The following is a 9,069-nucleotide window of genomic DNA, read 5'->3' on the forward strand; positions in this document are numbered from 1 at the left end:
TCGCAGTGAACACTTCGTGGTGCCGAGAAGGCCCCCGCATCAGTCTGACTATCGGGCTTTGCTGCACCAAGGAAAGCCGAGCTTGGCCGAGCACGCACCATTCTCATCCGTCGTGGCGGGCGAAGCCCATGGGGGTCTGACTGGCTGAGACGATCGCCGCGACACCGGGGTCATAGGGCTCTTCCTCGACACCGTGCATGCGACTGCTACACCACGATGACTTCCAGGAGGTCGCGCAGCCCCTCGAAGTCGTCGCCGTTGCGGGTGTAGAGCGGGAGCCCGGCGGCGACCGCGGTCGCCGCGATCAACAGGTCGGCGGCGCAGGCACCTCGCGCTTTCCTGCCAGCGGCGATGACCGACGCGAAGACCCGGCCGTACACGCGCGACGCCTCGGCATCGAACGGGAGCGGGTCGAAGGTCGCCTCGGCTCGCTGCAGCCGGTCCTGGCGTCGTGCGCGCTCGTCCGGATCGGTTGTGGCGTGGGGACCGGCGGCCAGTTCGGCCATGGTGAGAGCGCTCACCGCCACTTCGGCGGGAAGGTGCGAGGCATCGATCGCCTCGAGATCGATCACGACGGACGTGTCGAGCAGGCCTCGCGCCACACCGGCAGGCTCAGGCACGAGGCGTCGGATCCTGGCTTGCGGCAGCGTCGACGTCGGCGCGGAACCGGCCGTAGTCGACCGGTGGTGCGGCTCTGAAGAGCGCGACCGCAGTCTCAGCGGCGACGAACCGGTGGCGGCGCAGCGGAGCCAGTTCCCCGACGGGCACGCCGTTGCGGGTGATGACGAACGACTCGCCCTGGTCGAGCTCCCGCATGATCCTGCCGCTCTCGTTGCGCAGTTGGCGTTGGGTGATCTCCCGGTGCATCGGTCCACTGTAGCATGCCGTGCTACAGGTCGCCGTGGTGGGCGGCGGCGGGGCTGTCAGCCGCCGGGCACCAGCGGCGGCAGCAGGCCGTCGGGGGCGGTGGTCGTCGAGGTGGGTTCGGCGGGCGGCGTGGTGGTCGCCGGCGCCGTGGTGTCCGTGCCGGACGGGCCGGCGGGCGCCGTGCCCCCGGCAGGCGGGGCGGCGGCGGGCGGACCGGCGGGGCCGCCGACGACGGCGTCGTCGCGCAGGTCGGCGAACAGTCCGGCGGCCTCGCTGGTCAAGAAGACGACGGAGGCCCGGCCCGCCATGCCGATGCGGCCCGGGACGACCACGTTCCGCATCCGGGCCGGGTCGATGCGCCGGGCCAGCACCGAGAGCGGCAGCAGCTTGTCGGGCGCCACGTCGAGCGATGCATGGCGGCCCAGCACGTCCATCCAGCGGCGCAGGCCGCCGTCGTCGCCCACCTCGGCGCGCAGCTTGCCGAGGGCGGCGAGGAGGAGGGAGCCGTGGTTCTCGGAGCGGCCGAAGTCGCCGCTGGCCGTGTCGTGGCGGTTGCGGGTGAAGGCCAGGGCCTGGGCGCCGTTCAGGTGGTGCCAACCCGGCTCGAAGAACGCGCCCGAGTTGCGGTCGGCCATGCGCCGGTTGACGAGCACGTCCACGCCGCCCACGGCGTCCACCATGGCGGTGAGGCCCTGGAAGCCGGTGATGACGTAGTAGTTCACCGGGAGGCCGGTCAGCCGGCGCACGGTGTCGACCACCAGCGCCGGGCCCCCGTTGGCCAGCGTGCTGGTGAGCTTGCCGTTGCCCCGGCCGGGGATCTCCACCCACGCGTCGCGCGGGATTCCGACGATGGTGCCCTCCATGGTCGCCGGGTTCACGGCGACCAGGTGGACGGAGTCCCCGTTGGCCCGGCGGACGTCCTGGCCGGGACGGGCGTCCGAGCCGATGACGAGCACGAACTGGAGCCCGGCCGGCACGGCCACCGAGCTGGTGAAGGGGATGGCGGTGGCGTAGGCCCGGCCGTCGCTGGCCTTCAGGGTGAACACGGGCCCGGAGCCGCCGCCGGCGGCGGGCACGACCGGGTCGGCCGTGGTGGGGGGCAGGGCGATGGTGGACGCGGGCAGCGCCGTCGCCTGGGTGGTCGTGGTGCTGGCCACGACCAGCTCCGCCGGTCCCGGGTCCCGCGTGGAAGCGGCGACCACCCCGGCGGCGAGGAGCGCGACGACCAGGACCGCTCCGACTCCCACCAGGACCCGCCGGTTCATGTGCGAGGCACTGTACCGCCCGGCGGCGCGAGAGCCGCCGATGCCGCCGGCGCTGCAGCTACAGCGGGGCCAGGGGCCGGTCGTGGCGGGCGGCCGCCTCCACCTCGGAATCCAGGGGCCAGGGATTGGGCAGGCACCCGTCGAGCTCCGTGCTCTGCTGCGCCATGAGCGGTGCCGCCCGCCCCGGCCGCGGGCACTGGACCGGGGGATGGGGCTGTCCCAGCAGGTGGCCGACCTCGTGGTTCACGAGCATCTGGCGGTAGGTCGCCAGGTCCCCCGTCCACTTGGGCGTCGCCTCCCGCCACCGCTCGGCGTTCAGGGCGACGACCTCGCGGCGCTGGCAGGAGTACTCGCCGTAGGTGTCGTGGGGGAGGCAGAGCCGGTCGACCTCGGGCCCCTCGGCCAGCACGATCAGGTAGGGCCCGTCGTCCCGCCGCACCAGCCGGAAGCCGGCCCGGCTCCACCCCCGCGGGTCGGACAGGGTCGCCTCCACCACCGCCTCGAACCCCGCCGTCGCCTCGTCGGACACCCGCCGCTCGATCCGGTACGCCACCTCGACCACCGGCGGCAGGGTCGTGGGGGTGGGGCGGCCCGTGGTCGTCGTCGTCTGCACCGGCGCGGTCGCCGTCGGTTCCGGGGTGGTGGTCGCCGTCGGTGCGGTGGTGGTCGCCGCCGGTGCCGTGGTGGCCGTCGTCAGGGCTGCCGGCGCGGCGGTGGTCGCCGGCGGGCGGGCGGCGGCGTGCTCGGGCGGGGCGCCCCCGCCGCACGCCGCAGCGGCGAGGGCTCCGCCCACCAGCACGGCCCGTCGCCACCTTCGCACCCCTCCACGATGGCCCGGCCGGAGTGGGACCATGCGCATGTGCCCGACGCGCTTCTCCGAGACGGCCTCGAGGTGCTCTTCGTCGTGGCCGTGGGCGGGATGCTGTGGGCGGCCGTGCGGCGGGTGCGGGCCGGTTCCGTCGTGGTCCCGACGTGCGCGGCGTGCGGGCGGCCGACGTCGCGCGCCTACCCGGCGTGCACCCGCTGCGGCGCCCCCCGCTGACGCCGCCCCCGATGTGACAGTGCGAGCGACCACTCCTAGAGTGGCCGCGTGGAGCATCGGGTCGAGCAGCTGGCGGCGGCGGCCGACGTGTCGGTCGACACCGTGCGCTTCTACCAGTCCCGGGGCCTCCTGCCCCCGCCCCTGCGCCGGGGGCGCGTCGCCTGGTACGGCGACGACCACGTCGAGCGCCTGGCCCGCATCCGCTCCCTCCAGGCCCGGGGGCTGACGCTGGCCACCATCCGCCGCCTGCTCGACGGCGAGCTCGACGCCGCCGACGAGGCCCTCGTCGGCGCCGTCGCCCGCCCGTCCGGAGGCGAGCCCGAGGGGGCCCTGCTGAGCGCCGACGAGCTGTCCGAGCGCACGGGCATCCCCGTCGCCCTGCTCGAGGCCGTCGCGCGGGAAGGCCTGCTCGTCCCCGACCGGGGCGGCTACACCGGGGCCGACGTCGAGGTGGCGCGGGCCGGCCTGCGCCTGCTGGAGCAGGGCCTGCCTCTCACCGACCTGCTCGACCTCGCCCGCGAGCACCACCGGGCGGTGCGGGCGGTGGCGGAGCGGGCCGTCGACCTGTTCGACGAGCACGTGCGCAAGCCGCTGCGGGCCTCGGGGTTGCCCGAGGACGAGGCGGCCGACCGCCTGGTGGAGGCGTTCCGCACACTGCTCCCGGCCACCGCCACGGTGGTGTCGCACCACTTCACCCGAACGCTCCTGGCCGTCGCCACCGAGCACATCGAGCAGGTCGGGGGGCCGGCCGAGCTGGCCGCCGTCCGCCGGTCCGAGAGCGCGTGATGCGGCGCGCCGCCCGGCCCGAGGAGGCCCTCCCCGAGGGCGAGGAGAAGGTGCGGGCCGTGCGCGACATGTTCGACGCCATCGCCCCCCGCTACGACCTGGTGAACCGGGTGATGACCTTCCGCATGGACGTGGGCTGGCGCCGGCGCACGGTGGCGTCCCTCGGGCTGGCGCCCGGCTCGCGGGTCGTCGACCTGGCGGCGGGCACGGGCGACCTGTGCCGCGAGCTCCGGTCCCGCGGCCTGCGCCCCGTCGGCGTGGACCTGTCGTGGGGGATGCTCGCCCACGCGGCCACGACCGCCCCCCTCGTCCAGTCCGACGCCCTCCGCCTGCCCTTCCCCGACGCGTCGGTGGACGGCGTCACGTGCGGCTTCGCCCTGCGCAACTTCGTCGACCTGCCCGCCTTCTTCGCCGAGTCGGCCCGGGTGCTGGTCCCCGGCGGGCGGATGGCGCTGCTGGAGGTGGCGGAGCCGGCCAACCCCGTCCTGCGCTGGGGCCACTCGGTCTACTTCGGCAAGGTGGTGCCCCGCATCGGCGGGCTCCTGTCCGACGCCGCCGCCTACCGCTACCTCCCCCGCTCGGTCGCCTACCTCCCGCCGCGGCCCGCCCTGCTCGCCCAGCTGCGCGACGCCGGGTTCACCGCCGTCGAGCGCCGGCCCCTCAGCGCCGGCATCGCCCAGCTCCTGACCGCCACCCGGGCCCGGCCGTGACGGCCACCGGGGCGGCGACGGGCCTGGCCGCCCGCACGAAGGAGGTGGACCCCGCCGGCGTCGACCTGGTGGCCTTCGCCGGCGACGACGGCGTGCTGTTCGAGCGGGACGGCTACGGCCTGGCCGGGCGGGGCGTCGCCCTCCGGGCCCCGGCCGCCGACGCCGCCGCCGTGCTGGCCGCCATCGACGCCGACGACGAGGTGCGCCGGCCGGGCACCGGCCCGGTCGCCTTCGGCGCCCTCCCCTTCCGGCCCGACGCGGCGGGCGAGGCCGTCGTCCCCGCCGTGATCGTGGGCCGGGCGCGGGACGGCACCGCCTGGCGCACCGTGGTGGGCGACGCCGCCCCGCCCCACGCCCCTGCGCCGGTGCGCCGGCGGCCGCCCGACGACTTCCGCCTGACCGCCGCCCGCCCCCACGACGAGTGGTTGGAGGTCATCGCCGAGGCGGTGGCCGCCATCCGGGCCGGGCGCCTGCGCAAGGTGGTGCTCGCCCGCGAGGTGACGGTGGAGGCCAACCGGCCCGTCCTGCCGCTGGACGTGATGGCCCGCCTGCGGGCCCTGTACCCGTCGTGCATGCTCTTCTCGGTCGACGGCTTCGTGGGCGCCAGCCCCGAGCTGCTGGTGTCCCGCCGGGGCGACGCCGTGCGCTCCCAGCCCATGGCCGGCACCATCCCCCGGAGCGGCGACCCCGACGTCGACGCCCGCCTGGCCGCCGCCCTGCTGGCGTCGGGCAAGGACCGGCACGAGCACGCCATGGTCGTCGACGCCGTCGCCGCCGCCCTGCGCCCCCACTGCTCGTCGCTGGACGTCCCCGCCGAGCCGTCGATCGTGCCGCTGCGCAACGTGTCGCACCTGGGCACCGTGGTCAGCGGCCGTCTCGACGGCGCCGGCCCCTCGGCCCTCGACCTGGCCTTCCTGCTCCACCCGACGCCCGCCGTGGGAGGGACCCCCACGGGCGCCGCGCTGGCGTACATCGCCGAGGCCGAGGGGCTGGACCGGGGGCGCTACGCCGGGCCGGTGGGTTGGATGGACGCCCGGGGCGACGGTGAGTGGGCGGTCGGCGTGCGCTCGGCCGAGCTGGACGGGAACCGGGCCCGCCTCTTCGCCGGCGTCGGCGTCGTCGCCGACTCGGACCCCGAGCTCGAGCTGGCCGAGACCCAGCTCAAGCTCCAGGCCCTGCTGGCCGCCGTCGTCCGGCCCTGACCGACCCTCAGCCCCTGCCCGCCACCGCGGCGGCCACGGCCCGGTGCACCTCGTCGTGGACGGCGACGTTGGCCGACCGGTCGGTGCGGACGACCACGACCCGCACGCCCGCCGGCGGCGCGGCCACGGCGGCGGCCACCTCGTCGGCGCTCGTCGCCTCGACCGCGTCCACGCCGTGGGCGCGGGCGACGGCGCACAGGTCGAGCCCGTGGGGCGTGCCCAGCAGCCGCTCGAAGCGCTCGGCGGGGAGCGCCCTCGCCTGGGGCAGGAACGAGAAGATGCCGCCGCCGTCGTTGTCGACCACCACCACGGTGGCGTCCACGCCGTCCCCGGCGCCCGGCGGGATGAGCAGGCCGTTGGTGTCGTGGACGAAGGCGAGGTCACCGACCAGGGCGGCGGTCGGCCCCGGCCCGGCGACGGCGGCGCCGAGGGCGGTCGAGACGACGCCGTCGATCCCGTTGGCGCCCCGGTTGGAGAGCACCCGCAGCCCCGCCCGCGGCCGCCCGTACCACTCGACGTCGCGGACCGGCATGGACGACGACACCACGAGCGTCCCGCCCGGGGCCACGGCGTCGACGACCGCCCGGGCGACGGCCGGCTCGGTGGCCTCGCGATGCCCGGCCACCACCTCGTCGATGGCGCCCTGGGCGGCGCCCTCGGCGGCCGCCCACCCCGCCAGCCACTGCGGTGGCGCCGGGCGCAGGTTGGCGGCGGACGCCACGGCGGCGGCCAGCTCCGTCGGGTCGGCGGCCACAACCGTGGTGGCGGACCGGCCGGGGTCGAGCCACGCCCCGTGCGGGTCCACGAGGTACTGCGGCGCATCCAGGGCCGCCAGCCACTCGCCCAGGACCCGCGACGCCCACGGGGCCCCTAGGCGGAGCACGACGTCGGGGCGGTGGGCGGCGGCGAAGCCGGGGACGCGCAGGAGGGCGTCGGCGGCGGCCACCGTGGAGGCGCCGGGCAGCCGGCAGCCCGACCGGGGGTCGGCCAGCACCGGCCAGCCCAGGGCGGCGGCCAGGTCGTGCACGACCGCCGGGTCGCCGGCGCCGGCACCGGCCACCACCACGCCCCGGTCGCCCGACGCCGCCAGGGCCTCGACCACCTCGGCGGGCGGCATCGACCGGGCGGTACCGGCCGCCGCGTGCCAGGGCCGACCGCCCGCCCGGCCCTCGACGGTGCGGTCGGGCTCGCCGACCAGGGGCTCGCGGAACGCCAGGTTCAGGTGCACGGGACCGGCACCTCGCGGGCCGGCCGTCGCCTCCAGCACGGCGCGTGCCGCCACCGACCGCCACGACGGCAGCGACCCCTCGTCGGCCACGCCCGGTGCGAAGGCCCAGCGCACGGCCGGCCCGTAGATCCCGACCTGCTCCACCGTCTGGGGCGCGCCGACGTGATGGAGGTCGGGCGGGCGGTCGGCCGTGCAGACGAGCAGCGGGACGCGGGCGTGGTGCGCCTCGATCACGGCGGGATGGAGCTCGGCGACCGCCGTCCCGCTGGTGGTGAGGACGACGGCCGGCCGTCCCGAGGCCAGCGCGAGGCCGACGGCGAAGAAGCCGGCGGACCGCTCGTCGAGCACCACGTGGAGCCGCAGGCGCCCGTCGCCGGCCAGGGCCACCGCCAGCGGCGTCGACCGGGAACCGGGGGCGACGACGGCCTCGGTGACGCCGCCCCGCGCCCACTCGTCCACCAGGGTGGCGGCGAAGGCGTCCTGTAGCGTCATCGCCGGTGGCCCACCGGCTCGTCCTCGTCCACGGCTTCACCCAGACCGGCCGGTCGTGGGGCCCGCTGGTCCCCCTGTTCGGCGACCACTTCGACGTGGTCACACCCGACCTCCCGGGCCACGGCTCCCGGGCGGACGTCCACGCCGGCATGGACGAGGCCGTGCGCCTCCTCGCCGACGAGGGCGGCCGGGCCGCCTACGTCGGTTACTCCATGGGCGGCCGCGTCGCCCTGAACCTGGCCATGACCCGGCCCGAGCTGGTCGAGCGGCTGGTGCTGGTCAGCACGTCGGCCGGCATCGAGGACGACGACGACCGGGCGGCCCGCCGCCAGGCCGACGAGGAGCTGGCCGCCGCCATCGAGGAGCAGGGCATCGACGCCTTCCTCGGCGAGTGGCTGGCCCAGCCCCTCTTCGCCGACCTCACGCCGGAGACGGGCGGCCTGGAGGCCCGCCGCGAGAACACCGCGTCGGGGCTGGCCGCCGCCCTCCGCCTCCTGGGCCAGGGCTCGATGGAGCCCCTGTGGCGGCGCCTGCTGGACATCCGCATGCCCGTGCTGATCGTGGCCGGCGAGCGCGACGAGGCGTACTGCCTCCAGGCCGTCCACCTCGGGGGGTGGATGGGCGAGATGGCGACGCTGGCCATGGTCCCCGGCGCCGGCCATGCGTGCCACCTCCAGCAGCCCCGGGAGTTCGTGGACCTCGTCGTCTCGTTCCTGGAGGACGACTCCCCGGGCGACCACGTCGGGCACGAGCACTGACCTTGTCTACCCGAGGAGGCGCCCCGCCCCGCTGATCGGGCGTTGCGCGCCGATGCTTCTCGTGCTATTCCATGCCCATGCTGTTCGTCAAGCACGGCGCGAGGGCCGACGAGGAGGCCGCCGCGCTGGACGCCGCCCGCCATCCCGGCGTGGTGGAGCTGGTCGACGTGGTCGACGGTGCGCTGCGGACCGTGCGCGTCGACGGGCGGTCGCTGGCCGACCTGCCGCCGCTCGTGCCCGACGAGGTGGCCGGCGTGGCCGCCGCCGTCGCCACCACGCTCGCCGACCTGCACGAGCGGGGCGTCGCCCACGGCGGGGTCGAGCCGTCCCACGTGCTGGTGGCGACCGACGGCCGGATCCTGCTGTGCAGCCTGGGCCGGCCCGCCGGCCCGGGAGACGACGTGGCCGCCCTCGGTCGCCTGGTCGCCGACCTCCTGGAGGCGTCGCCGCCGGGGCGGCGTGCGCCCGGGCGCCGGCGTGCGCCCGGACGCCGGCGGTCGGCGCGCCGGGACCGGCGGCCGGCCCGGCTGGGCTCGCTCCTCGCCCCGCCGGCCGGCCCCGAGCTGGCGGCCCTGGCCGCCCGGGCCGCCGACCCCGACCCCTCCCGCCGGCCGTCGGCCCGCCAGGTCGCCGCCTTCGTGCACCAGCGGGTCCCCACCGCCCGCCTGCCCGTCGTCCCCCCCGGGGGGCCGGCGCCCGCGGCGCGGGGCGGCGGGGAC

11 protein-coding genes are annotated in these 9,069 nt (G+C 77.0%); 6 read left to right on the plus strand and 5 right to left on the minus strand.

The window, feature by feature from the left end; genetic code table 11:
• Positions 1-206: 206 nt before the first annotated feature.
• Genes VM242_09300 through VM242_09315 form a run of 4 tightly spaced genes read right to left on the minus strand, consistent with a single transcriptional unit; the run spans position 207 to position 2,952 of the window.
• Entirely contained in the window at positions 207-602 is a 396-nt protein-coding gene (locus tag VM242_09300) for a type II toxin-antitoxin system VapC family toxin (protein HVM05356.1), read from the minus strand.
• Positions 603-612: 10 nt separating this feature from the next.
• Positions 613-867: a hypothetical protein gene (locus tag VM242_09305; GenBank protein ID HVM05357.1), complete on the minus strand. Its 255-nt coding sequence runs from the start codon at positions 865-867 to the stop codon at positions 613-615.
• Between the two features lie 56 nt (positions 868-923).
• Complete coding sequence (locus VM242_09310) at positions 924-2,132, minus strand: LCP family protein (protein HVM05358.1); 1,209 nt, start codon at positions 2,130-2,132, stop codon at positions 924-926.
• A 58-nt stretch (positions 2,133-2,190) separates the two neighbouring features.
• Positions 2,191-2,952, minus strand: a complete 762-nt coding sequence (locus VM242_09315) for a DUF3152 domain-containing protein (GenBank protein HVM05359.1) — start codon at positions 2,950-2,952, stop codon at positions 2,191-2,193.
• Positions 2,953-2,991: 39 nt separating this feature from the next.
• Between VM242_09315 and VM242_09320 the strand changes: the two genes are divergently transcribed.
• Genes VM242_09320 through VM242_09335 form a run of 4 tightly spaced genes read left to right on the plus strand, consistent with a single transcriptional unit; the run spans position 2,992 to position 5,872 of the window.
• Positions 2,992-3,174 carry a hypothetical protein gene (locus VM242_09320; protein HVM05360.1) on the plus strand — a complete coding sequence of 61 codons (183 nt, stop codon included), beginning with the start codon at positions 2,992-2,994 and terminating at the stop codon, positions 3,172-3,174.
• 48 nt (positions 3,175-3,222) lie between these two features.
• On the plus strand, positions 3,223-3,960 hold the full coding sequence (locus VM242_09325) for a MerR family transcriptional regulator (GenBank protein ID HVM05361.1): 738 nt from the start codon (positions 3,223-3,225) through the stop codon (positions 3,958-3,960).
• Entirely contained in the window at positions 3,960-4,670 is a 711-nt protein-coding gene (locus VM242_09330) for a ubiquinone/menaquinone biosynthesis methyltransferase (protein ID HVM05362.1), read from the plus strand. The genes VM242_09325 and VM242_09330 overlap by 1 nt, the downstream gene beginning before the upstream one ends.
• A complete protein-coding gene (locus VM242_09335) occupies positions 4,667-5,872 on the plus strand; it encodes an isochorismate synthase (GenBank protein ID HVM05363.1) in 1,206 nt (401 codons plus the stop codon). Before VM242_09330 ends, VM242_09335 begins: the two co-directional genes overlap by 4 nt.
• A gap of 7 nt (positions 5,873-5,879) precedes the next feature.
• Here the strand turns inward: VM242_09335 and menD are convergent, their stop codons facing one another.
• Positions 5,880-7,592 (minus strand): 2-succinyl-5-enolpyruvyl-6-hydroxy-3-cyclohexene-1-carboxylic-acid synthase, encoded by a 1,713-nt coding sequence (gene menD / locus VM242_09340; protein HVM05364.1) that lies wholly within the window; start codon positions 7,590-7,592, stop codon positions 5,880-5,882.
• Positions 7,593-7,597: 5 nt separating this feature from the next.
• Here menD and VM242_09345 point away from each other — a divergent pair, with 5 nt between their 5' ends.
• Together VM242_09345 and VM242_09350 are read left to right on the plus strand one after the other, a co-directional pair.
• Entirely contained in the window at positions 7,598-8,350 is a 753-nt protein-coding gene (locus tag VM242_09345; GenBank protein ID HVM05365.1) for an alpha/beta fold hydrolase, read from the plus strand.
• Between the two features lie 71 nt (positions 8,351-8,421).
• On the plus strand, positions 8,422-9,069 hold a 648-nt coding region (locus tag VM242_09350; protein ID HVM05366.1), incomplete at its 3' end, for a hypothetical protein.

The organism is Acidimicrobiales bacterium, from assembly GCA_035540975.1.
Classification (GTDB): Bacteria; Actinomycetota; Acidimicrobiia; order Acidimicrobiales.

Excerpts from the sequence above, each read along its gene's own strand:
- VM242_09305 (HVM05357.1), bottom strand. The coding sequence starts at position 867 with ATGCACCGGGAGATCACCCAACGCCAACTGCGCAACGAGAGCGGCAGG.
- VM242_09310 (HVM05358.1), bottom strand. The coding sequence starts at position 2,132 with ATGAACCGGCGGGTCCTGGTGGGAGTCGGAGCGGTCCTGGTCGTCGCG.
- VM242_09330 (HVM05362.1), top strand. The coding sequence starts at position 3,960 with ATGCGGCGCGCCGCCCGGCCCGAGGAGGCCCTCCCCGAGGGCGAGGAG.
- menD (HVM05364.1), bottom strand. The coding sequence starts at position 7,592 with ATGACGCTACAGGACGCCTTCGCCGCCACCCTGGTGGACGAGTGGGCG.